Source organism: Micromonospora sp. NPDC005254, from assembly GCF_042872525.1.
Classification (GTDB): Bacteria; Actinomycetota; Actinomycetes; order Mycobacteriales; family Micromonosporaceae; genus Micromonospora.
Genome location: NZ_JBIAKM010000002.1, coordinates 762,488 through 786,373 on the forward strand (window position 1 = coordinate 762,488; position 23,886 = coordinate 786,373).

A 23,886-nucleotide genomic window follows, 5' to 3' on the forward strand; every position below is an offset into this window, starting at 1 on the left:
CTACTCCGGGACGCGGCGGTAGGCGCCGTCGCTGGCTGAGGTGGCCATCGAGGCGTACGCGCGCAGCGCCGCCGACACCGGCCGCTGCCGGTTGGTCGGGGTGTACGGCTTGTCGCGCTTCTCCTCGGCCACCCGTCGCGCCTCCAGCTCGTCCTCGGCCACGTTGAGGGAGATCGACCGGCCCGGGATGTCGATGACGATCTCGTCGCCCTCGCGGACCAGGGCGATCAGCCCTCCGGACGCGGCCTCGGGGGAGGCGTGCCCGATGGAGAGGCCGGACGTGCCGCCGGAGAAGCGGCCGTCGGTGAGCAGCGCGCACGAGCGGCCCAGCCCGCGACCCTTGAGGAACGAGGTGGGGTAGAGCATCTCCTGCATGCCGGGGCCACCCTTCGGGCCCTCGTAGCGGATCACCACGACGTCGCCGGCGACGACCTCCTTGGCGAGGATCGCCGTCACCGCGTCGTCCTGCGACTCGTAGACCTTCGCCGGGCCGCGGAAGGTCAGACAGTCGTCCGGCACGCCGGCGGTCTTCACGACGCAGCCGTCCGGGGCCAGGTTGCCGTGCAGGATGGCGAGGCCGCCGTCGGCGGAGTACGCGTGCTCGCGGTCGCGGATGCAGCCCTCGGTCGCGTCGGTGTCCAGCGTCGACCAGCGGTTGGTGGTGGAGAAGGGCTCGACGGTGCGGACCCCGCCGGGAGCGGCGTGGAACAGCTCGACCGCCGTCGGCGTCGGCGAGCCGCCGCGCACGTCCCAGTCGGAGAGCCACTGCGCCAGCGAAGGGGAGTGCACGGCGTGCACGTTCCGGTTGAGCTGCCCGGCCCGGTCCAGCTCGCCGAGGATCGCCGGGATGCCACCGGCCCGGTGCACGTCCTCCATGTGGTACTTCGGCGAGTTCGGGGCGACCTTGGCCAGGCACGGAACCCGCCGGGAGATGGCGTCGATGTCGGCGACACCGAAGTCCAGCTCGGCCTCGCGGGCGGCGGCGAGCAGGTGCAGCACGGTGTTGGTGGAGCCGCCCATCGCCACGTCCAGGGCGACCGCGTTCTCGAAGGCGGCCTTGGAGGCGACCGTACGGGGGAGCACCGAGTCGTCGTCGCCGTCGTACCACCGCTTGGCGATGTCCACGACGGTGCGGCCGGCCTCGACGAAGAGCGACCGGCGCGCGGCGTGGGTGGCCAGCGTCGAGCCGTTGCCGGGCAGCGCCAGCCCGATGGCCTCGGTGAGGCAGTTCATCGAGTTGGCGGTGAACATCCCGGAGCAGGAGCCGCAGGTGGGGCAGGCGGAGCGCTCGATCTCGCCGAGCTGCTCGTCGGTCACCGCCTCGTTCGAGGAGGCGATCATCGCGTCGATCAGGTCGATCTTGCTGTGCACGACGCCCTCGATCGCCGTCGTCTTGCCGGCCTCCATCGGGCCACCGGAGACGAAGACGGTCGGGATGTTGAGCCGCAGCGCGGCCAGCAGCATGCCCGGGGTGATCTTGTCGCAGTTCGAGATGCAGACCAGGGCGTCCGCGCAGTGCGCGTTGACCATGTACTCCACCGCGTCGGCGATCAACTCACGGCTGGGCAGGGAGTAGAGCATGCCGCCGTGGCCCATCGCGATGCCGTCGTCGACCGCGATCGTGTTGAACTCCCGCCCGACGCCTCCGGCCTCGGCCACCGCGTCGGCGACCAGACCGCCCATGTCCTTCAGGTGGACGTGACCGGGCACGAACTGGGTGAAACTGTTGGCGATGGCGACGATCGGCTTTCCGAAATCGTCGTCGGTCATCCCGGTGGCCCGCCAGAGGGCCCGGGCGCCGGCCATCGTCCGACCGTGTGTGGAAGTCCTCGATCGCAGCTCAGGCATGTGTACCAGCATGACACCGCCGCCGCGTCAGGCATCCGGAGTATCCGCCGTGTCCCAACAGATGCACATCCGGTCTCCCACGGCGTGCACTCATCCGGCACTCTTGATGGCGTGCATCTCCCCCCGGGCATGGTCGCCGTCGCGGCGCTGAGCGGCGTGGTCGCAGCCGCGGCCACCGTGCTGCTGACCATGGTCGCGCGGCGGCGCAGCGGGCCGCGCCGGCCGGCGCACCTGCTGCTCGCGGCAGCCGCCGGGACGTCCCTGGCCAGCCTGTTGGTCGGTCTGGTGGCCGTGCTCTCCACCAACGAGCACTGGGCCCACGAGCAGAGCCAGCGCACCGGCTGGGCCACCGTGGCGGCGATCGGCACGGCGGTGAGCGGGCTGGCCTTCGCGGCCGGGCTGCTCCGGCTGCCGGGGGTCGCCGCCACCGCCGCGGGGACCGCCCGGCTCGCCCTGGACGGTCTGACCATGGCGGCGGCGCTGTGGTTCGTCGGCTGGGTGCTCTTCTCCGAGCCGACCCGGCTGCTCGGCGCCGCCACGCCGATGGCCTGCCCGGCGATCCTGGTGGCGACGGTGAGCGCGGCGCTCGGCGCCGGCCTCGCCGTGATCGTCGTCTTCCGGGCCGCCGCCCCGCGTCAGCGGCTGGCCGTGCTCGCGGCCGGGATCAGCGCGGTGAGCTGCGGCGGTTTGGGCCTCAGCGCCGGGCTCTGCCAGGCGGGGCCGACCATGGCGCTCGCCGGCGCGGCGGTGCTGGCCGCCGGTCTGCTGACCGTCGCGCTCGCCGTCCACCAGGCCGACCGGCCCGGGCACGTCGAGCTGGACCTGATCGGTCGCGACGGCGAGTACGCCGTCGCCCCGATGCTGGCCATGGCGGCCTCGGCGATGTACCACCTCCTGCAGGACGGGCGGTTCACGGCGCCCGGCATCGTCGCCGGCAGCGTCGAGGGCTTCGCCCTGGTGGCCCGGCAGTACCTCACCCTCAAGGACGTCCGGGACTACGCCGGCCGGCTGGCCGAGCGGGAGGCGCACTTCCGTGAGCTGGCGCACACCGACCCCCTGACGTCGCTGGCCAACCGGCGAGGGCTGCTGCGGGCGCTGCACGACGGCGCGGCGGCCGGCACCCCGTGCGTACTGCTCGGTCTGGATCTGGACGGCTTCAAGAACGTCAACGACATGCGGGGCCACGACGTGGGCGACGCCGTGTTGGCCGAGGTGGGCCGCCGGCTGCGCGGCAACCTGCGCCCGGGTGACGTGGCGGCCCGGCTCGGCGGCGACGAGTTCGCCGTACTCATGCCGGCCCGACCGACCGAGGCGGACCGGGTGGCCGAGCGGCTGCTCGGCGTGCTCAACCGGCCGTACGACCAGCCGGAGGGCCCGGTCTTCCTGTCCGTGAGCATCGGCGTGGCCGGGTGGGCCGGCGAACCCGACGTGGACCTGCTGCTGCGCCACGCCGACCTGGCGCTGCGCTACGCCAAGCAACGCGGCAAGAACCGGATCGAGCGCTACGACGCCGCGTACGACCAGTTGCTGCGCCGCCGCACCACGCTGGAGCACGAGCTGCGGGGCGCGATCGAGCGCGACGAGCTGCGGCTGGCCTTCCAGCCGGTGGCCTCGCTGCCGTCGGTGCGGCCGGTCGGCGCCGAGGCGCTGCTGCGCTGGCACCACCCCGAGCTGGGCAACATCCGCCCGGACGAGTTCATCCCGCTCGCCGAGGAGTGCGGGATGATCGCCACACTCGGCGCCTGGGTGCTGCACCAGGCCTGCTACCAGCTCTCCCGTTGGCTGACCGACGGGCATGACGTCTGGGTCTCGGTGAACGTCTCGCCGCGCGAGCTGCACGCCCCGGAGTACGTGGTCCAGGTCGCCGAGGCCCTGCGCGCCCACCACGTGCCGCCGCAGCGGCTGGTGCTGGAGGTCACCGAGCACGCGGTCGCCACCGACCTGGACGAGCTGATCCGGCGGCTGACCGCGCTGCGGCTGACCGGCGTACGGATCGCGCTGGACGACTTCGGTGCCGGCTACTCGTCCCTGGGGCAGCTGCGCCGACTGCCGATCGACATTCTGAAGATCGACCACAGCCTGGTCGCCGAGCACGAGCCGGTCCGCCCGGTGGGCCAGGACGGTCCGGCGTTCGCGCCCATGGTCGACATCGTGATGCGGCTGGGCCACCAGTTGGGCCTGGAGGTCATCGCCGAGGGGGTCACCACGCCGACCGAGTTGGCCGCGGTGGTCGCCGCGGGCTGCCGGTTCGGGCAGGGCGCGCTGTTCGGCTGGGGAGTGCCGGCCGAGCACCTGGAGGCGATGCTGGAGGCGGCCACCTCGCCGGGTGCGCGGCCCTCCCCGCTGCCCGCTCCGCGCCGGGTTGCCGGCGGGTCCGGGCAGGTCACGCCGTCTGGTGGTGGCGCGGTGTCAGCCGACTCGCCGCCCTCCGTCAACCAACATGTGGGATCAGTTGACTCATCGCGTGAGATGCGTCAGGCTTAGCCGCATGTCGTCGTACCGGTCGCTGCGAGTACTTACCTGAGCGCACTCTCCCTCATCGAGAGTGCGCTGGCCCCGTGCATCTGCACGAGGGCCGTTTTTATTGCCGTCGGAACCTGTCGCGACGGGCCCACGCCCGCCTCGCATCGCTGAACAAGCCCCAGCCACTCCAGCCGAAGGCCAGAACCACCATGACGAGACCCACGCCCGAGACCCTCGCCCACACCGCCCGGCGGGCCCGCGCGACCGCCGACCCGGCCGGCACCGTCGACCCCGCCGCCGCGCGCGCCGCGGCCACCCCGGCTGTCCCGGCCGTACGGACAGCCGCCCCGGCCCAGGTCTCCGGCGCCAGCTCGCTGGTGCGGTCCCTGGAGGCGCTCGGCGTCGACGTCGTCTTCGGCATCCCGGGCGGCGCGATCCTGCCGGCGTACGACCCGCTCTACGACTCCACCGTCCGGCACATCCTGGTCCGCCACGAGCAGGGCGCCGGGCACGCGGCCACCGGCTACGCGCAGGCCACCGGCAAGGTCGGCGTCTGCATCGCGACCTCCGGCCCGGGTGCGACCAACCTGGTCACGCCGATCGCCGACGCGTACATGGACTCGGTGGCGATGGTGGCGATCACCGGCCAGGTGGCCCGCCCGTCGATCGGCACCGACGCCTTCCAGGAGGCGGACATCCAGGGCATCACGCTGCCGATCACCAAGCACAACTTCCTCGTGCAGACCGCCGAGGAGATCCCGCAGGTGCTGGCCGAGGCGTTCCACCTGGCCAGCACCGGCCGGCCCGGCCCGGTGCTGGTCGACATCCCCAAGGACGTGCTCCAGGCGTCGACCACCTTCTCCTGGCCGCCCACCCTGGACCTGCCCGGCTACCGGCCCACCCTGCACCCGCACGGTAAGCAGATCCGGGAGGCGGCGCGGTTGATGGCCGCGGCCCGGCGGCCGGTGCTCTACGTCGGCGGCGGGGTGCTCAAGGCCGGCGCCACCGACGGGCTGCGCCGGCTGGCCGAGCTGACCGGCATTCCGGTGGTCACCACGCTGATGGCGCTCGGCGCGTTCCCCGACTCGCATCAGCAGCACCTGGGGATGCCCGGCATGCACGGCACGGTCGCTGCGGTCTACGGCCTGCAGAAGGCGGATCTGATCGTCGCGCTGGGCGCACGCTTCGACGACCGGGTCACCGGCAAACTGGACTCGTTCGCCCCGGACGCGGCGGTGGTGCACGCGGACATCGACCCCGCCGAGATCGGGAAGAACCGGCACGTGGACGTGCCGATCGTCGGCGACGCCAAGCACGTCATCGACGAGCTGATCGCCGCGGTCACCGCTGAACGGTCGGCGGGGCACACCGCCGACCTCGGTGACTGGTGGACGCAGCTGGACGACCTGCGCAACCGTTACCCGCTGGGCTACGACGAGCCGGTCGACGGGACCCTGTCCCCGCAGTACGTGATCAAGCGGCTGGGCGAGATCGTCGGCTCGGACGCGATCTTCGTGGCCGGGGTGGGCCAGCACCAGATGTGGGCGTCGCAGTTCATCTCCTACGAGAAGCCGTACACCTGGTTGAATTCCGGCGGTCTCGGCACGATGGGCTACGCGGTTCCGGCGGCGATGGGCGCCAAGGTCGGCAAGCCGGACACGGTGGTCTGGGCAGTGGACGGGGACGGCTGCTTCCAGATGACCAACCAGGAGTTGGCCACCTGCGCGTTGGAGGGCATCCCGGTCAAGATCGCCGTCATCAACAACGGCAATCTCGGCATGGTCCGACAGTGGCAGACGCTCTTCTACAACGAGCGCTACTCCAACACCGAGCTCGGCACCCACAAGCACCGCATTCCGGACTTCGTGAAGCTCGCCGAGGCCCTGGGCTGCGTCGGGCTGCGGTGCGAGAGCGCGGCTGACGTGGACAAGACCATCGCCGCCGCCATGGAGATCAACGACGCGCCCGTGGTGATCGACTTCGTGGTCGGCAAGGACGCGATGGTCTGGCCGATGGTCGCCGCCGGCACCAGCAACGACGAGATCATGTTCGCCCGTGGCGTCCGCCCGGTCTTCGACGAGGATGACATTTAATGACGATGCACACCCTGTCCGTGCTGGTGGAGAACAAGCCCGGCGTGCTCGCCCGGGTCTCCGGCCTGTTCTCCCGGCGCGGGTTCAACATCGACAGCCTCGCCGTCGGCGAGACCGAGAACCCGGACGTCTCCCGGATCACCATCGTGGTCAACGCGGAGTCGTCCCCGCTGGAGCAGGTCACCAAGCAGCTGAACAAGCTGGTCAACGTACTCAAGATCGTTGAGCTGGATCCGCAGGTCTCGGTTGCCCGCGAGCTGCTGCTGGTGAAGGTTCGCGCCGACCGGTCCGCGCGGTCGCAGGTGCTGGAGACGGTCAACCTGTTCCGTGCCCGGGTGGTCGACGTCGCACCGGACACGCTGACCATCGAGGCCACCGGCACACCGGACAAGCTCGACGCGCTGCTGCGCGACCTCGAGGCCTTCGGCATCAAGGAAATGGTCCAGTCCGGGCTGGTGGCCATCGGGCGCGGCTCGCGTTCGATCACCGCCGGCCCCGCGCTGCGCGCCGCCTGACCCATCCGCACAGACCACGACGGGCCACTCAGGCCGTCGTACGAAAGGGAAGTTTCTCATGAGCGTTGAGGTGTACTACGACGATGATGCCGACCTCGGCCTGATCCAGGCCAGGAAGGTCGCGGTGATCGGCTACGGCAGCCAGGGTCACGCCCACGCGCTGTCGCTGCGGGACTCGGGCGTCGACGTGGTGATCGGTCTGCCGGAGGGCTCGAAGAGCCGTCCCAAGGCCGAGGAGCAGGGCCTGCGGGTGCTCACGCCGGCACAGGCCGCCGCCGAGGCCGACGTGATCATGGTGCTGGCGCCGGACACCGCCCAGCGCAAGCTCTACACCGAGTCGATCGAGCCGCACCTCGCCCCGGGCAAGGCGCTCTTCTTCGGTCACGGCTTCAACATCCGGTACGGCCTGATCAAGCCCCCGGCCGAGGTGGACGTGGCGATGGTCGCACCGAAGGGCCCGGGTCACCTGGTCCGCCGCCAGTACGCCGACGGCAAGGGCGTGCCCTGCCTCGTCGCCGTCGAGCAGGACGCCAGCGGCAACGCGCTCGCGCTCGCCCTCGCGTACGCCAAGGGGATCGGTGGCACCCGGGCCGGCGCGATCAAGACCACCTTCACCGAGGAGACCGAGACCGACCTCTTCGGCGAGCAGGCGGTGCTCTGCGGCGGTGCGGCGGCCCTGGTGCAGACCGGCTTCGAGGTGCTCACCGAGGCGGGTTACGCCCCCGAGGTGGCCTACTTCGAGTGCCTGCACGAGCTGAAGCTGATCGTCGACCTCATGTACGAGGGCGGCATCGCGAAGATGCGGTACAGCATCTCCGACACCGCCGAGTACGGCGACCTGTCCCGTGGCCCGCGCATCATCGACTCCCGGGTCAAGGACGAGATGCGCAAGATCCTGGGCGAGATCCAGTCCGGCGAGTTCGCTCGCGAGTGGGTCGCCGAGGACGAGGCCGGCCGGCCGAACTTCAAGAAGTGGCAGGCCGAGGGTGCGGCGCACCCGATCGAGGAGACCGGCAAGAAGCTGCGCGGCATGATGAGCTGGGTCGACCGCCCGATCACCGAGACCGCCTGATCGCTCGGCCAGACGACAGTCTCCGACGGCCCCGGGCCGCGCTCTCCCCAGCGCGACCCGGGGCCGTCGGCAATGCGCCGACGCCGGTAGCGGCCTCGGCACGTGCTCGGGTGGGAGTGTCGCTGGTGAGCCGTATACCTGGGAGTCATATTCATACCTCTGAGGTATGTCGCTCACCGCAGTGGTAAGCCCGACCCGTGCGCACGGCGCGCGACGGCGGTTTCGCTGTGGTGAACGGGTGATGTCCATCGCTCGACCGCGCGTGTGAGGGCACTCACCCTGAAGACCCGAACACGCCGGCCAGCGCGGCCCCTACGATCGCGGGTAGGTGCGCTGAGCCGGCACCTGACGGCCACGGCACGGATCAGCGTGGGGCGCAGTGCGGCGCCCCGCCGCCCGGGCCGATCGCAAACACGACCTCTACGAGGACCGATGAATCCTGTCGTACTGATCGCCGAAGAACTCGCCCCCGCCGCCATCGAGGTGCTCGCCCACGACTTCGACGTCCGGCACGTCGACGGCACCGACCGTCCGGCCCTGCTCTCGGCGCTCTCCGAGGCCGACGCCGTCATCGTGCGCAGCGCGACCCAGATCGACGCCGAGGCGATCGCCGCCGCGCCGCGACTCAAGGTGGTCGCCCGGGCCGGCGTCGGGCTGGACAACGTCGAGGTGCCGGCCGCCACCGCCCGGGGCGTCATGGTCGTCAACGCGCCCACCTCCAACATCGTGTCCGCCGCCGAGCAGGCCGTCGCACTGCTGCTCGCCGTGGCCCGTAACACCGCGAGCGCCAGCTCCGCGCTCAAGGCGGGGGAGTGGAAGCGGTCGAAGTACACCGGTGTCGAGGTGCAGGGCAAGACCGTCGGCGTGGTCGGGCTCGGTCGTATCGGGGTGCTCTTCGCGTCTCGCATCGCCGCCTTCGGCACCCGGCTGATCGCGTACGACCCCTACATCCAGCCGGCCCGCGCGGCGCAGCTCGGCGTCCGCCTGGTCGGGTTGGACGAGCTGCTGCGCGAGAGCGACTTCATCTCCATCCACCTGCCCAAGACGCCGGAGACGGTGGGCCTGATCGGTGAGAAGGAGCTGGCGATCGTCAAGCCCGGCGTCCGCATCGTGAACGCCGCCCGCGGTGGCCTGGTGGACGAGCAGGCGCTCGCGAACGCCATCGCCGAAGGCCGGGTCGCCGGCGCCGGCGTGGACGTGTACTCCAAGGAGCCCTGCACCTCCTCGCCGCTGTTCGCCTTCGACAACGTGGTGGCCACCCCGCACCTGGGGGCCTCGACGCACGAGGCGCAGGACAAGGCGGGCCTGGCGGTGGCCAAGAGCGTGAAGCTGGCGCTGCAGGGCGAGTTCGTCCCGGACGCGGTGAACGTCCAGGCCGGCGGCGTGGTCGCCGAGGACGTCCGGCCGCTGCTTCCGCTTGCCGAGAAGCTGGGCCGCGCGTTCACCGCCGTCGCTGGTGGGGTCGCCGCCAGCGTCGCCGTCGAGGTGCGCGGCGAGATCGTGGGCCACGACGTGTCGGTGCTCAAGCTCGCCGCGACGAAGGGCCTGTTCAGCTCCGTGGTCGAGGAGCAGGTCACCTACGTCAACGCCCCGCACCTGGCCGCCGAGCGCGGCGTCGAGGTCACGCTGGACAGCCTGGCCGAGACGGCCGACCAGCCCACCCTGGTGACGGTGCGCGGCGCTCTGCCGGACGGCCGGACGGTAAGCGTCTCCGGTACGGTCACCCACTCGGGCACCCGCGACGTCCCCCGGCTGACCGAGGTGGACGGTTTCGACGTGGAGATCGCCGCGGAGGGCATCCTGCTCTTCCTGCGTTACGCCGACCGGCCGGGCGTCGTCGGCACCGTCGGCACCCTGCTCGGCGAGTCGGGCATCAACATCGCCGCGATGCAGGTGGCCCGGCGTGAGGCGGGCGGCGAGACCCTGATGACGCTCACCGTCGACCAGGCGCTCGGCGCCGACCTGCTCACCTCGGCGGCCGACTCGATCGGCGCGACCGCCGCCAGCGCGGCGGACCTGCGCGACGAGTAGTCGGCGGTCACGCCACCGGCCGCGCACGACCGGCCGTGGCGGCACAGACGGCAGCACCACGGGGGGCCCGGCGACGCGCCGGGCCCCTCTGTCGTACCCCGGGGGCGGGGGGATGCCCGGCCCTCGGGGCGCCCCGCGGCCGGCATGCCCGGCCCGCCCCGCCCGGGGGTCAGTGGGGCAGTCGGGCCGGGGGCGGGTAGACCGAGCCGTCCTGCGGGTCGAAGAGCATCAGCCCGTGCTCCCCGGCCAGTCGCTCGATGTCCAGCAGCACCTGGTCCGCGCAGGTCGGGTGCAGGTTCAGCTCGACGTGGTCGTGGGCGGCGTGCAGCGGCGCCACGGCCCACGGGCTGTCCGGACCGGGGTGCCGGTCCGGATAGGACGCGGTGATCGCCCGGTAGAAGCCGACAACGCGCGGGTCCGGGTAACGGTCCACGTGCCGCCCCTGCCGGCAACCGTCGACCGCTGCCCGCACGTCCTCGGGCGTCGCCCCGTCCTCCAGGGCCCACACACTCAGATCGAAACTCACGGCGGACAGCGTGCCATCCGTCGTTCACCATGTCGAAACTGCCTCGCCGCAGGCCAATCGCCGACCCGCCGCTTTCCGGTCGGGAGAGTCCGCTGTGGAGACTCTTGCGTCGAGTTGCGTCGATTCGCTAGCGTACGACTGCGGTTACTGGCCGCAGGTCGCGACGCCGGCCCGTCTTCGGGTGGCGCGGCCGACGTCCGGCCCGACCGGTCCGCACCCCTCGATTGTGCGAGCCACGCGCACTCGTCGCTGATCGGCCCCCACGGCCGTTGCCGAGGCCGTGGGGGCCGATCGCAGCGGCCCGACCAGCCGACCATCCGGGCGGCCGAGGTGCGAATCGAGCCGGAGTTCCGTGCGACGGGTTCAGCGCCGGTGGGCGAAGAGCGCGCGATAGTCGGAGCCGCCACGGAACCAGGCCAGGCCGGTGGGCCCGGCAGCGTAGAGCGCGGTGGCGTACGCGTCGGCGACCGTCAGGTCCGGGCCGACGACCGTCGCGGCGACGAGCTGGTTGGCCGGCTCGCCGGTGTGCGGGTCGACCACGTGCCCCTGACGCCCGGTCACCCCAGAGGTGCCGACGGCCCCCGCGGTCATCTCCAGCACCAGTGGCGCGCGCTCGGGTGCCGTCGGGTGGTGCACCGCCACCCGCCACGGCCCGCCGTGCGGCGCCCGGCCGCGGACCACCAGGTCGGCGCCGGCGAGTACGGCGTAGTCGTGGATGCCCGCGGCGCGCAGCCGGGCGGCGGCACGTTCCACGGCCCAGCCGCCCAGCAGGCCGCCCGGGTCGAAGCCGCCGGGCACCGCCCAGGCGTCGAACCAGCCGTCGGTGGCGGCCCGCATGGCCGTGCAGCGGTCCACCAGGTCGGCCAGCGGGGGGTACGACTCCGGGTTGATCTCTCCCCGCCGCAGCATGGAGACCAGGCTCTCCGGGCGGTTCGGGCCGTAGGTCAGGTCGACGGCGCGCAGCTCCGCGACGCTGTCCCGCAGCGCCTCGCCGACGCCTCGACGGCCGAGCCACTCGGGGGCGTTGAGCAGCAGGGTGTACTCGGCGGTCGCGGTGCGTACGGTGTGCTGCACGGCGATCCGGCCATCGGTGGCGGCGGTCGGGTCGATCCGGTGCCGGCGGCTGCCGAGCCGCAGGTCCGGCCGGCGGTTCCGGAACGCCGAAGGATCCGGCCAGCGGGTCCGCGGCTGCTCGTCGATGCGCATGGCACCTGCCCCCTCGCAGTTGACGTCGCGTCGTCACGACCACCGTTCGCGGGCCCCCTGACCCGCTGCCCCCACCGTAGGCAGCGGAGATGATCGCCCCATGAATCCCAGCTGAGAGGGTGCTGTGCATCCGGCTGTCCCAAATGTTGGAAGCATCGTACCGGGTTGCGGGACACCGACGTACCGTTGCCGAGACGGGGCAGTCGAGCGTGGGGAGTACGGGCGTGGCGCGGATCGCTGTGGTGGCCGGGGACGGCATCGGGCCCGAGGTGGTCGCGCAGGCTCGGAAGGTCCTCGACGCGGTGCTCCCCGGCGTGCAGGCCACCGAGTACGACCTCGGCGCCGCCCGCTGGCATCGTACCGGCGAAGTGCTGCCCGACTCGGTGCTGACCGAGCTGGCCGGGCACGACGCGATCCTGCTCGGCGCGGTCGGTGACCCCACGGTTCCGCCGGGTGTCCTGGAACGAGGCCTGCTGCTCAAGCTCCGGTTCGCCTTCGACCAGTACGTCAATCTGCGCCCGTCGCGGCTCTGGCCCGGCGTCGCCGGTCCGCTGGGCAACGTGAAGCCCGGCGAGGTCGACCTGGTGGTGGTGCGCGAGGGCACCGAGGGGCTCTACGCCGGCGCCGGCGGCTCCCTGCACCGCGACACGCCCGCCGAGGTCGCCACCGAGGAGAGCCTCAACACCCGACATGGCGTGGAGCGGGTCATCCGTGATGCGTTCGCCCGCGCCGACCGCCGGGAGCGGCGCAAGGTCACCCTGGTGCACAAGACCAACGTGCTGACCCACGCCGGGTCGCTGTGGGCGCGCGCCTTCGAGGCGGTCGCCGCCGAGCACCCGGACGTCACGACGGAATACCAGCACGTCGACGCGGCCGCGATGTTCCTGGTGACCCAGCCGCAGCGCTACGACGTGGTGGTCACCGACAACCTGTTCGGCGACATCCTCACCGACATCGCCGCCGCGGTCACCGGCGGGATCGGGCTGGCCGCCAGCGGCTGCATCAACCCCGAGGGCGCGTACCCCTCGATGTTCGAGCCGGTGCACGGCTCGGCGCCGGACATCGCCGGGCAGGGCGTCGCCGACCCGGTGGCCGCGGTGCTCTCCGTCGCGCTGCTGCTGGAGCAGCTCGGGCACGCCGAGGCGGCGGCCCGGGTCAACGCGGCGGTCGCCGCCGAGCTGGCCGGCCGCACCCCGGGCTCGGCGCTGCGCACCGCCGAGGTCGGCGACCGGCTCGCCGCCCACGCCGTAGCCTGACCGCTCCGACCCGCCAGGGTCACCGGCGGCATCCGCCGGTCCGGGCAGTCCACCCGGTCCCGAGCGGCCCTACCCGCTGAACGACCGTTCGGGGTAAGTTTCTGGCACAACCATGTCGGTGTGCGATCCCGCATGCCGTTGTTCCCCAGGGAGGTCAGCGCGATGAGCGGTGGTGACAAGCTCGACTTCGAGATCCGTCCGAATCCCGCGCCGGTATCCGCCGCCGACCGGGCCGCCCTGCTGGCCAACCCGGGTTTCGGCCGCGTCTTCACCGACCACATGGTCACCGTGCGGTACGCCGACGGCAAGGGCTGGTACGACGCCCGCGTGGAGGCGCGTGGGCCGATCCCGATGGACCCGGCCAGCGCGGTGCTGCACTACGCGCAGGAGATCTTCGAGGGGCTGAAGGCGTACCGGACCGCGGACGGCGGCGTGACGATGTTCCGGCCGGACGCCAACGCCGCCCGGTTCGTCGAATCGGCGCAGCGGATGGCGATGCCGGCGCTGCCGCCCGAGGTGTTCGTCGACTCGCTGCACAAGCTCATCGAGATCGACCGGGAGTGGATCCCCACCGGCGAGGACGGCAGCCTCTACCTGCGGCCGTTCATGTTCGCCAGTGAGGTCTTCCTCGGCGTCCGCCCGGCCAACGAATACCTCTACATGGTGATCGCCTCGCCGGTCGGTGCGTACTTCAGCGGCGGGGTCAAGCCGGTCACGGTCTGGGTCTCTCCGGACTACACCCGGGCGGCGCCCGGTGGCACCGGCGCGGCCAAGTGCGGCGGCAACTACGCCGCGTCGCTGGCGGCCCAGGCCGAAGCCATCGACGCCGGCTGCGACCAGGTGGTCTTCCTCGACGCGGTGGAGCGCCGCTTCGTCGACGAGCTGGGTGGCATGAACGTCTTCTTCGTCTACGACGACGACTCGGTGGTCACCCCGCCGCTGACCGGCACGATCCTGCCGGGCATCACCCGGGACGCGATCATGACGCTGGCCGGTAAGGCCGGGCACCGGGTGGAGGAGCGGCCGGTCACGTTCGCCGACTGGCAGGCCGACGCGGCCAGCGGCCGGCTCCGCGAGGTCTTCGCCTGCGGCACCGCCGCGGTGATCACCCCGATCGGTCAGGTGCGCTTCCCCGACGGCGAGTTCCTGATCGGGGGCGGCGAGCCCGGCCGGGTCACCATGTCGCTGCGCCAGCAACTGGTCGACATCCAACGGGGCAAGGCCGCCGATCCGCACGGCTGGGTGCACCAGGTCCTCTGACGTCCCGCGCTGACCGGCCCGTTCCCACGGGCCGGTCAGCGCGGCCCGCTAGACCTCGTCGAGCAGGTGGTCGCGCAGGGCCGCGAGCTGCTCGTCGGTCACCCCGGCGTGGCGCAGGTACGCCTCGATCGAGCCGTGCCCCTCGCGCAGCTCGTCCAGGAACATCTGCATGGCCTCGGCGGGTGACGCCAAGAACGGCGCGGGCACCTCGGCCCCGTTCGGCATGGTGGCGGCCAGCCAGGCACTGAACCGGGCCGACGCCTCGCTGCTCAGCGCGTAGTCGGCGGTGATGTCGGCGTCGTCGACGCCCAGGACGGCGAGGGTGAGGGCGCAGACGATGCCGGTGCGGTCCTTGCCGGCCACGCAGTGCACCACCACCGGGGCATTCGCGGAATCCGCGATCAGTCCGATCGCCTCGGCCAGCCCCGCGGTGCCGGTCTGGGCCAGGTCGGCGTACCGGTCGGCGAGGTAGCGGGCCAGGTCGGTGCCCTTCTCGTGCGGCGTACCCGACCAGTCCTCGTGCTCCGGGTGGATGTGCCGGTAGGTCAGCCCCTGGTAGGCCGGCACCCGACCGTCGCGCTCCACCTCGGTGGGGCGGCGCAGGTCGATGACGGTGCGGATGCCGATCGCGGCGAACGCGTCCCGGTCCTGCTCGTCGAGGCGGTGCAGGGAGTCGGAGCGGTAGAGACGACCCCGGCGCACGGTGCGGCCGTCGTGGCCGGGGTAGCCACCGACGTCGCGGAAGTTGAAGGTCGCGGGCAGCGGGATGTGTCGTGTGTCCTCGGTGGCGTCCACGGTCACACGGTAACGGCCGGTGGGCTTTTCGCCCCACCGGCCGTTGGGTCCGATCGGTCAGCGCGCGGTGCCCGGCGGCAGCGCGCCGTACGTCTCGTCGTAGTAACCGCCCAGCTGGTCCCGGTACGTCGGGTCGCTGTGGCTGGTCTCGTCGTACTCCGGGGCGGCCTTGATCTGGTCCCGGGTGCGGTCGACGGAGACGGTGCGCTGGTCGTGGTCGACCTGGTTGACGGTGCCGGCGGGCAGCATCACCTTCTTGCCGAAGATCCACGGCCCGGTGTCCACGACCAGGTAGCTGCCGCCGACCTCGTGACTGGCGCTGTCGATCTTGCCGACTCCGCCGTCGGTGGCCTCGACCTTGTAGCCGACCAGGTCGGCGTCGGCCACTCCGGCCGCGTCCCGGTAGCGCCAGGGGTCGAAGGTGCCGGTCGGTGAACCGCCCGCCACGGCGCCCTGATCACCGCCGTGCAGCGGGTCGGGCCCGGCGTGGGCGGCGTGCGGGTCGATCCTGTCCATGCCGTTCACTCCTGACTGTCGCCGATCGTCTCTCGGCGTCGCTGGGTGCGTCCCCGCAGGAGCTACCCGGCGGTCGGGGTCCGGAAACGGCGACGGGCCGACGCCGTGGCACGGCGTCGGCCCGTCGGGGCGTACCTGGCTCAGGCCAGTGCCGCCTCGGCGTCCAGGGTGACCGCCGCGGCGTGCACCACGGCGGAGATGCGCAGGGCCTCGTGCACCTGCTCCCGGGTGAAGCCACTGCCGCGCAACGCCTTCTCGTGCGACTCCAGGCAGACCCCGCAGCCGGTGACCGCGGAGACGGCGAGGCACCACAGCTCGAAGTCGCCCTTGTCGACACCCGGTCGGGCGATGATCTGCATCCGCAGTCGGGCCGGCATCGAGGCGTACTGCTCGTCGCCGATCAGGTGCTTGGCCCGGTAGTAGATGTTGTTCATCGCCATGATGGCCGCGGCGCCCTTGGCCGCCTCGACGCCCTGGGGCCCGAGGTGCTCGACCGCCTCGGCGGCGATCTCGCGCAGCACCAGCGGGTTGCGGGCGGCGACCGCGCAGGCCAGCGCCGTGCCCCACGCCTGCGTCGGGGTCAGCGTCGACGTGCCGACGGTGGAGCCCAGGTTGAGCTTGATGTCCTTGGCGTACTCGGGCAGGGCCGCTTTGATCGCATCCAGGCCCACGATCAGACCCCGGCGCCGGCGAGCAGCGCGTTGGCGTCGAGGGTCTCGCCGCCCTTGTTCCAGTTGCACGGGCACAGCTCGTCGGTCTGCAGGGCGTCGAGCACCCGCAGCACCTCGGAGACGTTGCGGCCGACCGAGCCGGCGGTGACCATGGCGAACTGGATCTCGTTGTCGGGGTCGACGATGAACGTCGCGCGCTGGGCGACGCCGTCCGCGCCGAGGATGCCGCACGCCTCGGACAGCTCGCGCTTGATGTCGCTGAGCATCGGGAACGGCAGCTCCCGCAGGTCCGGGTGGTCCTTGCGCCACGCGTAGTGGACGAACTCGTTGTCCACCGACGCGCCGAGGACCTGCGCGTCCCGGTCGGCGAACTCGCCGTTGAGCCGGCCGAACTCGGCGATCTCCGTCGGGCAGATGAAGGTGAAGTCCTTCGGCCAGAAGAAGACCACCCGCCACTTGCCCTCGTGGGACTTGTGGTTGATCGTCTCGAATGCCTTGTCGGCGTCGAGCGACACGCAGGCGGTGAGTTCGTACTCGGGGAAGCGGTCACCGACAGTGAGCACATGTCCTCCTTGAGAGCGGCACGAGGGCCGGTAACTGGATCGTTTCCAGATGCTCCCGTACGCGTGTTTCTGCCGGTCAGTGGTCAGGTGACTTGTGAAGTCGATCACGAGCGGCGCGACCGGCACGGACGGCCACGTTCCGTCACCATCCCGCGATGTGGATAGGTTCTCCCAAAACCAGGGGACGGTGGCAGAATAAAGGCCGTGACCAGCACCATCCTGATTATTGCGACCTAGCGCGCCGGCTCTCCCTCCGCCGAGCGCGCAGACCTCCCGCATCCGCGGGAGGTCTTTTTGTTGCTCCGAGAAAGGATCCTGATGACGTTCCAGGTCTTCGACACGACATTGCGCGACGGCGCCCAGCGCGAGGGGCTCACCTACTCGGTGGTCGACAAGCTGGCGGTGGCCCGGCTGCTCGACGAGTTCGGTGTCGGCTTCATCGAGGGCGGCTGGCCGGGCGCGGTGCCCAAGGACACCGAGTTCTTCCGCCGGGCGCGCGCCGAACTGACTCTGCGGCACGCGGTGCTCGTCGCGTTCGGCGCGACCCGCAAGGCCGGCCTCGCGGTCGCCGACGACCCCCAGGTGCGTGCTCTGCTGGACGCGCAGACCCCGGCCGTCGCGCTGGTTGCCAAGGCCGACATCCGCCACGTCGAGCGTGCGCTGCGCACCACCGGCGCGGAGAACCTGGCGATGATCCACGACACCGTCAGCCACCTTGTCTCCGAGGGGCGCCGGGTGTTCGTCGACGGCGAGCACTTCTTCGACGGCTACCGCCACGACCCGGCGTACGGCGCGGCAGTGGTGCAGACCGCGCTCGCCGCGGGCGCCGAGCGGATGGTCCTCTGTGACACCAACGGCGGCATGCTGCCGTCCCAGGTGACCGCCGCGATCGTCGACCTGACCAGCCGACTCGGCGTCGACCCCGCGCTGTTCGGCATGCACGCGCAAAACGACACCGCGTGCGCCGTGGCCAACACGATCGCCGCCGTCGAGGCCGGTGTCCGCCACGTGCAGGGCACCGCCAACGGGTACGGCGAGCGCCCCGGCAACGCCGACATCTTCGCGGTCGTCGCCAACCTCCAGCTCAAGCTCGGCATGCCCGTCCTACCGGAGGGCTGCCTGGCGCAGATGGTGCGGGTCTCGCACGCCATCGCCGAGATCGCCAACATCGCCCCCGACACCCACCAGGCGTACGCCGGGGCCGCCGCCTTCGCCCACAAGGCCGGGCTGCACGCGAGCGCGATCAAGGTCGACCCGTTGCTCTACAACCACGTGGACCCGTCGGTGGTGGGCAACGACATGCGGATCCTGGTGACCGAGATGGCCGGTCGGGCCAGCGTCGAGCTCAAGAGCCGTGAGCTCGGCCTGGACCTGACCGACCGTCCGGAGGCGCTGACCCGGGTCACCAAGCGGGTCAAGGAGCTGGAGGCCGACGGCTGGTCCTTCGAGGCGGCGGACGCCTCCTTCGAGCTGCTGGTCCGCTCCGAGCTGCCGGAGGGCGGCCCGGCCCGGCCGTTCACCCTGGAGTCGTACCGGGTGCTGGTCGAGCACCGGGAGGACGGCGCGGTCGTCTCCGAGGCGACCGTGAAGATCCGGGTACGCGGCGAGCGGGTGATCGCCACCGCGGAGGGCAACGGCCCGGTCAACGCCCTGGACGAGGCGCTGCGGGTGGGGCTGGCGCGGCACTATCCGCGGCTTCGCGAGTTCGAGCTGGCCGACTACAAGGTGCGCATCCTGGAGGGCAGCCACGGCACCGGCGCCGTCACCCGGGTGCTCCTGGAGACAGCCGACGACAGCGGCCGCGACTGGACGACGGTGGGCGTGCACCCCAACGTCGTCGAGGCCAGTTGGCATGCCCTGGTCGACGCCCTCACCTACGGCCTGGCCCCCGCCTCCGCCACGACGCCAACTCCCTGACCTCCGCGATCCTGCACGGTGTGTCGACGGTCTGCGGCTTGTGCCCCGGACGTCGGGACGGGTCGGTAGGGGTCAGGCCGCGGGCAGGCGGAGGGTGGCCAGGACGGGGCGGTGGTCGCTGCCGGCCAGGTCGAACACGGTCACCTTGTCGGCGGCGATGCGGCGGTCGACAAGCACGTGGTCGATCGTGACCGGGGGGATGAGGTCACCGTCGTACGGGCCCCACGTGCCGGTCAGGCCCTCGCCGGTGGCGTCCGCGGCGTCGACGTAGCCGGTGCGCAGCAGTGCGCGCAGCGGCCCGTGGTCCAGGGTGGAGTTGAAGTCCCCGGCGAGGATCCGCAGGCCGCCGCCGGGGGTGGCCGGTGGCTGGGCGACCAGGTCGGCACGCCAGGCGCCGACCTGGTCCAGCGCGGACGGCGCCGCGGGGTGGGCCGACTCGACCCGTACCGGCGGGCCACCGGGGACGGCGAGCGTGCCGTACGCCTGGGTGAACCCCCAGCCACCGCGGTTGTTGCGGATGCCGGCGTCGCTGATCGGCCACCGCGAGTAGAGCGCGGACCCGGGCGTGCCGACGTGCGCGTTGAGCTGCCGGTAGGGCAGCAGCCGGTCGAGGCCGAGCCGGTCCAGGCTCGCCTGCGCCTCCGGAGTGAACTCCTGCACGGTGAGCACGTCGACCCGGTGCTGCCGGACCAGCTCGACAAGCGCCCCCGTGTCGGCGGCCCCGGCGAGCAGGTTGGCCGTGAGCAGCCGGATCGTCGGGCCGGTCGCCGCCGGCTGTGGCGCGGCCAGCGCCCGGGGCGCCACCACGCCGAGCAGTGCCACCGCGGCCAGGGCCGCGACCGCCGCCGGCCACCAGCGCCGCAGGGCGACCGTGAGGCCGAGGGCCAGCACGCTGAACCCGGCGACGTACGGAGTGAAGGCGAGCGCCTGCACAAGCGGCCCCCGGTCCAGCCCGGCCAGCCGCACGGTGGCCCAGGCGGCCGTGGGCCCGACGGCCGCCCAGCAGAGCGCCGTGCCGATCGGCAGCCGACGGCGGGTGGGTGCGGGTGGCACGTCGATGATCACGGCGCTCAGCCTAGCGGTCGGCGTCGCGCATATTTCGTGAATGCCGATGGGCTCACCTTTCACAATTATCTGACGGGTGGAATACACCGCCATAATGCGAGGTCAACTATTGACGTCAAGCTTTTTGCGGTGCTACGTTCCACCTGGTCAAAACGACGCAACGCTGAGTAGTAATCCCAGTTCAAGATGGGTATAGATCGTCCAGAAACCGAATCTCCCGGGGCTCTCAGCGCCGCCGTACATCTCATTTTCGGCAGTTATCCGTCCCGCCCCGCGGGTCGGCCGAATTCACCCGGTCACACAAGGGGGACCTGTCATGAACACATCCTTCCGACGTAAGGCGGCGGCGGTCACGTTCGCTGTCCTGGCGCTCACCCTGGCCGGTGGCGGGATCGCCATCGCCCAGCCGTCGGCGAAGGCACCGCAGGAGGCCGTCCAGCCGGCGTCCCGCGCCACGGGCGACGCCCAGCAACCGCCGGTCACGGCCCAGTCGGCCCGCAGCGCCAAGGCTGCGCTGGAGGCCGGCAAGGCCAGCACGCTGGCGACCGCCAACTTCTACACGGTCGTCAACGCCAACGGCACCAAGGCCCGCGGCGACGGCACGGTCATCAAGTTCGGCCCCGGCCAGTACGAGGTGCAACTCGGCGTGAACGTCTCGACCGGCGCCTTCCTGGCGACCATCTCGCGGTCCGACTCCTGCTGCATCCCGCCCGCTGGCGAGATCTCCGTCGCGCCCCGCCTCGGCACGCCCAACTCGGTCTTCATCCAGACCCGCAACTCGTCCGGCACCCCGGCCGACCGGGGCTTCACCCTGCTCACGCACACCTTCTGACCGAACCGACCGGACCGGCCCCCATGCCCGCGCGTGCGGGCCGGTCCACGTCCCGGCCCGGGCGTCCCGCTTCGGCCTGCTCGTGCCGGTGCTCCTCTTTCGGGCGACCCATCCCCGTGCGGACCACAACGGCCCGGTCCGGCCCCGACAATCCCACGTTTGCCGGGGCCCCGGCCCGGGAAGCAAGCACCGTGACGGACATCTCGGACACCCTGGCCAGCCTGCCCACCTCGGTCGATCCCGAGCCGACCGGCGCCGAGCTGGAACAGACCCTCTTCGAGGTCAAACGCGTGATCGTCGGGCAGGATCGGCTCGTCGAACGTCTGCTCACCGCACTCATCGCCAACGGGCACTGCCTTCTGGAGGGCGTGCCCGGCGTGGCCAAGACCCTCGCGGCGCAGACTCTCGCCACCGTGGTCGGCGGCACCTTCTCCCGGATCCAGTTCACCCCGGACCTGGTCCCCTCCGACATCGTCGGCACCCGGATCTACCGGGCCTCCAAGGAGACCTTCGACATCGAGCTGGGCCCGATCATGGCCAACCTGGTGCTCGCCGACGAGATCAACCGGGCGCCGGCCAAGGTCCAGTCGGCGCTGCTGGAGGCGATGGCCGAACGGCAGGTCTCCATCGGCGGGCGCAGCTGGCCGGTGCCGACGCCGTTCCTGGTGCTGGCCACCCAGAACCCGATCGAGTCCGAGGGGGTCTACCAGCTCCCCGAGGCGCAGCGCGACCGGTTCCTCATGAAGGTGGTCGTCGACTATCCCAGCGACGCCGACGAACTGGCCATCCTCTACCGGATGAGCACCGACCGGCCCAGCGCGCGTCAGGTGCTCGACCCGCAACGCCTGCGACTCCTGCAGACGCACGCCGAGCGGGTCTTCGTCCACCACGCCCTGGCCGAGTACGTGGTCCGGCTGATCCTCGCCACCCGCGACCCGGGCCGGTTCGGGCTGGCTGAGATCGCGCCGCTGCTGGCGTACGGCGCCAGCCCACGGGCGACGCTCGGTCTGGTCGCCGCCGCCCGCGCGCAGGCGCTGCTGCGGGGACGGGAGTACGTGTTGCCCGAGGACGTCCGGGAATTGGCGGTGGACGTCCTCTCCCACCGGCTGGTGCTCTCCTTCGACGCCGTGGCCGACGGGGTCTCGGCCGAGAGCCTGGTCCGGCGGCTCGTGGAGGCGGTGCCGCCGCCCCGGGTGGCCACCGGGCACCCCCAGCAGACCCCCGACCTGGCGGCGGCGTGAGACGCGCCGGCCGCACCTCGGTGGCCACGCCGCCCGACCCGGGCCTGGCCGAGCTGACCCCCGACCAGCGGCTGCGCCGACTGGAACTGACCGTCACCCGGAGACTCAACGGTCTGCTGCACGGCCAGTACCGTGGCCTGCTCCCCGGGCCGGGCAGCGAACCCGCCGGCAGCCGCGAGTACCGGCCGGGGGAGGACGAGGTCCGCCGGATGGACTGGGCGGTGACCGCCCGGACCGCCGTGCCGCACGTCCGACAGGTCGACGCCGACCGGGAACTCACCACCTGGCTGCTCGTCGACGCCAGCGCCAGCATGGAGTTCGGCACCGCCGAGCTGGACAAGCGGGAGCTGGCGGTGGCCGCCGTGGCGGCGGTGGGTTTCCTGACCGCAGGCATCGGCAACCGGTTGGGCGCCCAGGTGCTGGGCGCCGACGGGGTACGACGCTTTCCCGCCCGCAGCGGGCGTACCCATCTGCTCGGTCTGCTCCGCGCGCTGCTGACCGCGCCGCGCGCGACCGAGCCCGACGACCGGCCCCGGTCCCGGCTGGCGACCCCGCAGCCGGTCGCGGCGGCGGAGTTGGCGGACGGGCTGGACGCGGTGCACCGGGTCGCCAACCAGCGCGGGCTGGTCGTGGTGGTCTCCGACTTCCTCGACGGCCTGCCCGACGACCCCGACGAGCCGCCGCCCTGGGAGCGGACCCTGCGTCGGCTGTCCGCCCGCCACCAGGTGCTGGCGATCGAGGTGACCGACCCGCGCGAACTGGAACTTCCCGACGTCGGCCTGATCACGCTGGTCGACCCGGAGACCGGCCGTCGCCGCGAGGTGTGCACATCGGACCGCCGCCTGCGGGAGCGCTACGCCGCGGCCGCCGCCGTCCAGCGTGACCAGGTCCGCCAGGCGTTGCGCCGGAGCGCGGCGACACACCTGGCGCTGCGCACCGATCGGGACTTCAGCGCCGACATCGTCCGACACGTGCACGCCCAGCGGCGGATGGCCGCGGCGCCGGCCGGAGCCGTCCGGGGAGGTGCCGCGTGACCTGGGAGTCCCCGTTGCGGCTCTGGCTGCTGATCGGCGTGCTCGCGCTGGTCGGCGCGTACCTGGTGATGCAGCGCAGACGCAGCCAATACGCCGTCCGCTTCACCAACCTGCGGCTGCTGGACCGGGTGGCACCCGTTCGTCCGGCCTGGCGCCGGCACGTTCCGGCCGGACTGTTCCTGGCCATGCTGGCGCTGCTCGTGGTCGGCTTCGCCCGGCCCACCGCCGAGGTCCGGGTCCCCCGGGAACGCGCCACCGTGATGGTGGCCGTCGACGTGTCCACCTCCATGCTGGCCACCGACGTGGAGCCGGACCGGCTGGCGGCGGCCAAGCAGGCGGCCCGACGTTTCGTCGAGGGTCTGCCCGACGAGTTCAACGTGGGGCTTGTCGCGTTCGCCGGCAGCGCCGCCGTCCTGGTGCCGCCCGGCACCGACCGGGACGCCCTGGACGAGGGCATCGGTCGCCTCGCCGAGGGGGTGACCGGGGTGCAGGGCACCGCGATCGGTGAGGCCATCAACACCTCGCTCGGCGCGGTCAAGAGCCTGGACAGCGAGGCCGCCAAGGAGCCACCGCCGGCCCGGATCATCCTGCTCTCCGACGGAGCCAACACGTCGGGGATGGACCCGATGGAGGCGGCGGCGGAGGCGGTCGCGGCGAAGGTGCCGGTGCACGCGATCTCCTTCGGCACACCGTCGGGATTCGTGGACCGGGGCGGACGGCCGATCCAGGTGCCGGTCGACGGGCAGACCCTCAAGGCGGTCGCCGACGAGACCGGCGGAATGTTCCACGAGGCCAGCACCGTCGACGAGTTGCGCGCCGTCTACGACGACATCGGCAGCTCGGTCGGCTACCGCACCGAACGTCAGGACGTCTCGGCCCGGTTCATCGGCCTCGGACTGGTGTTCGCGATGGGTGCCGCCGCTGGCTCGATGCGCTGGTTCTCCCGACTGCCCTGATCCACCGCGCCGACGTCGACCGTGAG

General features: G+C 72.0%; 20 protein-coding genes. 12 read left to right on the forward strand and 8 right to left on the reverse strand.

The window, feature by feature from the left end; genetic code table 11:
* Nucleotides 1-1,848, reverse strand: coding sequence for a dihydroxy-acid dehydratase (ilvD, locus tag ACFYPR_RS09130; protein ID WP_355133294.1), 1,848 nt, complete (start codon nt 1,846-1,848; stop codon nt 1-3).
* A 129-nt stretch (nt 1,849-1,977) separates the two neighbouring features.
* On the opposite strand from ilvD, the gene ACFYPR_RS09135 reads away from it, so the two are divergent.
* The 5 genes from ACFYPR_RS09135 to serA all read left to right on the forward strand — a co-directional run bounded on the left by ACFYPR_RS09135 (nt 1,978) and on the right by serA (nt 10,022).
* Nucleotides 1,978-4,332 carry a putative bifunctional diguanylate cyclase/phosphodiesterase gene (locus ACFYPR_RS09135; protein WP_387259379.1) on the forward strand — a complete coding sequence of 785 codons (2,355 nt, stop codon included), beginning with the start codon at nt 1,978-1,980 and terminating at the stop codon, nt 4,330-4,332.
* A 188-nt stretch (nt 4,333-4,520) separates the two neighbouring features.
* Nucleotides 4,521-6,404 carry an acetolactate synthase large subunit gene (locus ACFYPR_RS09140; RefSeq protein ID WP_354858697.1) on the forward strand — a complete coding sequence of 628 codons (1,884 nt, stop codon included), beginning with the start codon at nt 4,521-4,523 and terminating at the stop codon, nt 6,402-6,404.
* Nucleotides 6,404-6,919 (forward strand): acetolactate synthase small subunit, encoded by a 516-nt coding sequence (gene ilvN, locus ACFYPR_RS09145; RefSeq protein ID WP_088946549.1) that lies wholly within the window; start codon nt 6,404-6,406, stop codon nt 6,917-6,919. Before ACFYPR_RS09140 ends, ilvN begins: the two co-directional genes overlap by 1 nt.
* Nucleotides 6,920-6,977: 58 nt before the next feature.
* Nucleotides 6,978-7,991, forward strand: a complete 1,014-nt coding sequence (ilvC, locus tag ACFYPR_RS09150) for a ketol-acid reductoisomerase (RefSeq protein WP_355067008.1) — start codon at nt 6,978-6,980, stop codon at nt 7,989-7,991.
* A 432-nt stretch (nt 7,992-8,423) separates the two neighbouring features.
* On the forward strand, nt 8,424-10,022 hold the full coding sequence (serA, locus tag ACFYPR_RS09155) for a phosphoglycerate dehydrogenase (protein WP_355067007.1): 1,599 nt from the start codon (nt 8,424-8,426) through the stop codon (nt 10,020-10,022).
* A 169-nt stretch (nt 10,023-10,191) separates the two neighbouring features.
* Here the strand turns inward: serA and ACFYPR_RS09160 are convergent, their stop codons facing one another.
* On the reverse strand, nt 10,192-10,548 hold the full coding sequence (locus ACFYPR_RS09160) for a hypothetical protein (RefSeq protein ID WP_234581292.1): 357 nt from the start codon (nt 10,546-10,548) through the stop codon (nt 10,192-10,194).
* A 363-nt stretch (nt 10,549-10,911) separates the two neighbouring features.
* The gene (locus ACFYPR_RS09165) at nt 10,912-11,754 is read right to left on the reverse strand and encodes an FAD:protein FMN transferase (RefSeq protein WP_355067006.1); all 843 of its coding nucleotides are present in this window, start codon (nt 11,752-11,754) and stop codon (nt 10,912-10,914) included.
* Nucleotides 11,755-11,978: 224 nt separating this feature from the next.
* On the opposite strand from ACFYPR_RS09165, the gene ACFYPR_RS09170 reads away from it, so the two are divergent.
* On the forward strand, nt 11,979-13,010 hold the full coding sequence (locus ACFYPR_RS09170; protein WP_355067005.1) for a 3-isopropylmalate dehydrogenase: 1,032 nt from the start codon (nt 11,979-11,981) through the stop codon (nt 13,008-13,010).
* 162 nt (nt 13,011-13,172) lie between these two features.
* The gene (locus ACFYPR_RS09175; RefSeq protein WP_355067004.1) at nt 13,173-14,270 is read left to right on the forward strand and encodes a branched-chain amino acid aminotransferase; all 1,098 of its coding nucleotides are present in this window, start codon (nt 13,173-13,175) and stop codon (nt 14,268-14,270) included.
* A 48-nt stretch (nt 14,271-14,318) separates the two neighbouring features.
* Here the strand turns inward: ACFYPR_RS09175 and ACFYPR_RS09180 are convergent, their stop codons facing one another.
* From ACFYPR_RS09180 to ACFYPR_RS09195, 4 genes are all read right to left on the reverse strand, one after another.
* Nucleotides 14,319-15,065 carry a tyrosine-protein phosphatase gene (locus ACFYPR_RS09180; protein WP_355067003.1) on the reverse strand — a complete coding sequence of 249 codons (747 nt, stop codon included), beginning with the start codon at nt 15,063-15,065 and terminating at the stop codon, nt 14,319-14,321.
* Nucleotides 15,066-15,122: 57 nt separating this feature from the next.
* Entirely contained in the window at nt 15,123-15,581 is a 459-nt protein-coding gene (locus ACFYPR_RS09185) for a PRC-barrel domain containing protein (RefSeq protein ID WP_355067002.1), read from the reverse strand.
* Between the two features lie 140 nt (nt 15,582-15,721).
* Complete coding sequence (locus ACFYPR_RS09190) at nt 15,722-16,252, reverse strand: carboxymuconolactone decarboxylase family protein (RefSeq protein ID WP_354858710.1); 531 nt, start codon at nt 16,250-16,252, stop codon at nt 15,722-15,724.
* A 2-nt stretch (nt 16,253-16,254) separates the two neighbouring features.
* On the reverse strand, nt 16,255-16,815 hold the full coding sequence (locus tag ACFYPR_RS09195) for a peroxiredoxin (protein WP_355067001.1): 561 nt from the start codon (nt 16,813-16,815) through the stop codon (nt 16,255-16,257).
* Between the two features lie 318 nt (nt 16,816-17,133).
* On the opposite strand from ACFYPR_RS09195, the gene cimA reads away from it, so the two are divergent.
* Nucleotides 17,134-18,732, forward strand: a complete 1,599-nt coding sequence (cimA, locus tag ACFYPR_RS09200; protein WP_354858716.1) for a citramalate synthase — start codon at nt 17,134-17,136, stop codon at nt 18,730-18,732.
* Nucleotides 18,733-18,804: 72 nt separating this feature from the next.
* Here the strand turns inward: cimA and ACFYPR_RS09205 are convergent, their stop codons facing one another.
* The gene (locus ACFYPR_RS09205; protein ID WP_354858740.1) at nt 18,805-19,791 is read right to left on the reverse strand and encodes an endonuclease/exonuclease/phosphatase family protein; all 987 of its coding nucleotides are present in this window, start codon (nt 19,789-19,791) and stop codon (nt 18,805-18,807) included.
* Between the two features lie 322 nt (nt 19,792-20,113).
* Here ACFYPR_RS09205 and ACFYPR_RS09210 point away from each other — a divergent pair, with 322 nt between their 5' ends.
* The 4 genes from ACFYPR_RS09210 (at nt 20,114) to ACFYPR_RS09225 (ending at nt 23,860) form a co-directional block, all read left to right on the forward strand.
* The gene (locus ACFYPR_RS09210) at nt 20,114-20,629 is read left to right on the forward strand and encodes a hypothetical protein (RefSeq protein WP_354858719.1); all 516 of its coding nucleotides are present in this window, start codon (nt 20,114-20,116) and stop codon (nt 20,627-20,629) included.
* Between the two features lie 191 nt (nt 20,630-20,820).
* Nucleotides 20,821-21,870: a MoxR family ATPase gene (locus tag ACFYPR_RS09215; RefSeq protein WP_354858720.1), complete on the forward strand. Its 1,050-nt coding sequence runs from the start codon at nt 20,821-20,823 to the stop codon at nt 21,868-21,870.
* Nucleotides 21,867-22,904 carry a DUF58 domain-containing protein gene (locus tag ACFYPR_RS09220; RefSeq protein WP_354858722.1) on the forward strand — a complete coding sequence of 346 codons (1,038 nt, stop codon included), beginning with the start codon at nt 21,867-21,869 and terminating at the stop codon, nt 22,902-22,904. Before ACFYPR_RS09215 ends, ACFYPR_RS09220 begins: the two co-directional genes overlap by 4 nt.
* Nucleotides 22,901-23,860, forward strand: a complete 960-nt coding sequence (locus tag ACFYPR_RS09225) for a VWA domain-containing protein (protein WP_354858724.1) — start codon at nt 22,901-22,903, stop codon at nt 23,858-23,860. Before ACFYPR_RS09220 ends, ACFYPR_RS09225 begins: the two co-directional genes overlap by 4 nt.
* The last annotated feature ends 26 nt before the right edge of the window (nt 23,861-23,886 follow it).

Bases quoted from the DNA above. Each gene is read 5' to 3' on its own strand.
- ilvD (WP_355133294.1), bottom strand. From the start codon at position 1,848: ATGCCTGAGCTGCGATCGAGGACTTCCACACACGGTCGGACGATGGCC.
- ACFYPR_RS09135 (WP_387259379.1), top strand. From the start codon at position 1,978: ATGGTCGCCGTCGCGGCGCTGAGCGGCGTGGTCGCAGCCGCGGCCACC.
- ACFYPR_RS09140 (WP_354858697.1), top strand. From the start codon at position 4,521: ATGACGAGACCCACGCCCGAGACCCTCGCCCACACCGCCCGGCGGGCC.
- ilvN (WP_088946549.1), top strand. From the start codon at position 6,404: ATGACGATGCACACCCTGTCCGTGCTGGTGGAGAACAAGCCCGGCGTG.
- ilvC (WP_355067008.1), top strand. From the start codon at position 6,978: ATGAGCGTTGAGGTGTACTACGACGATGATGCCGACCTCGGCCTGATC.
- serA (WP_355067007.1), top strand. From the start codon at position 8,424: ATGAATCCTGTCGTACTGATCGCCGAAGAACTCGCCCCCGCCGCCATC.
- ACFYPR_RS09165 (WP_355067006.1), bottom strand. From the start codon at position 11,754: ATGCGCATCGACGAGCAGCCGCGGACCCGCTGGCCGGATCCTTCGGCG.
- ACFYPR_RS09175 (WP_355067004.1), top strand. From the start codon at position 13,173: ATGAGCGGTGGTGACAAGCTCGACTTCGAGATCCGTCCGAATCCCGCG.
- ACFYPR_RS09185 (WP_355067002.1), bottom strand. From the start codon at position 15,581: ATGGACAGGATCGACCCGCACGCCGCCCACGCCGGGCCCGACCCGCTG.
- cimA (WP_354858716.1), top strand. From the start codon at position 17,134: ATGACGTTCCAGGTCTTCGACACGACATTGCGCGACGGCGCCCAGCGC.
- ACFYPR_RS09210 (WP_354858719.1), top strand. From the start codon at position 20,114: ATGAACACATCCTTCCGACGTAAGGCGGCGGCGGTCACGTTCGCTGTC.